The following is a 958-nucleotide window of genomic DNA, read 5'->3' as shown; positions in this document are numbered from 1 at the left end:
ACAATGTGTATAATTCATTGCTAGTTCTTACCTGCTTGCGAAAAATTATCGAATACCTAAATCTCGTTTTTATTTACTAACTTTAACTCCTAACAGACCGCAACGAAATCATACACCAGGCCGTTGGGGCACATTTAAAAAATGACGACTAAAATCATAACCATATTACTCGGACTGACTATTTTGATTCTTGGACTGAATTATGGTTCGCCTATCGAAATAACATTTCAGCCAGGACACCGAATTGGTGTATTGATTTTAGCGGTTCTTGTTGGAATGATTTTCTTTCTGCTATTTCGACAAAGTTTAAAATTCAAAAAACTTGGACTAAAACTCGCAGGAATTGGACTGACAGGAATTATTCTCTTGCCCTATCTGTGGATTGGACTTTGGACAGTTCCTGCAGCGATTTTTTCAGACGAATATCCAATGCTTGAAGATACCTCTGAATACACCAACCAAGATGGAGAAAGGATTGTAGGTCAGTTTATGGAAATTAGTGGTTCACTCCACCATTATCAAAACAGAAAAGTCTTATATGACTTTAAAAATGGAATCAGAATTTCATACTTGTACCCTGACGAAAAGATTAATGGAACTTGGACTTACCATAGATTCGGGTTTGACGAAGGGTACATATCAAAATCAGATACGACTTACACAGCTGAATTTGAAAATGGACGAGTTAAAAAATAAAAAAAACGATGCCCCAACAATGGGTATAAAACATGGGGCGGATAGAGGTTTCCGCAAGTATCGGTCTCTAAGCAAGCCTTGTCTCGGTGGACAAGTACGCAGCTCCGAAATGCCCTACGTTTCATACCCGAGACAGTTGTACTGCATTTAAGAAAAACATTATGAAAATAGGAAATAAGATGATTAAAATTAGTTGGAAGTACCGAATAATATTTGCAATCGGAACTGCAATCCTTTACACTTTCTTACTTTGGACATTTGA

Annotated in this window: 1 protein-coding gene; it reads left to right on the top strand. The window is 37.1% G+C overall.

The features are described from left to right. The first annotated feature begins 141 nt into the window (after positions 1-141). Positions 142-696, top strand: a complete 555-nt coding sequence (locus tag ACFSQP_RS13085) for a hypothetical protein (protein ID WP_376895225.1) — start codon at positions 142-144, stop codon at positions 694-696. Positions 697-958: the final 262 nt, after the last annotated feature.

The organism is Bizionia sediminis, from assembly GCF_042684585.1.
GTDB classification, from domain to species: Bacteria; Bacteroidota; Bacteroidia; order Flavobacteriales; family Flavobacteriaceae; genus Algorimicrobium; species Algorimicrobium sediminis.
The sequence above is the reverse complement of the archived record's forward strand: the minus strand, read 5'-3'. Positions and strand labels throughout refer to the sequence as shown.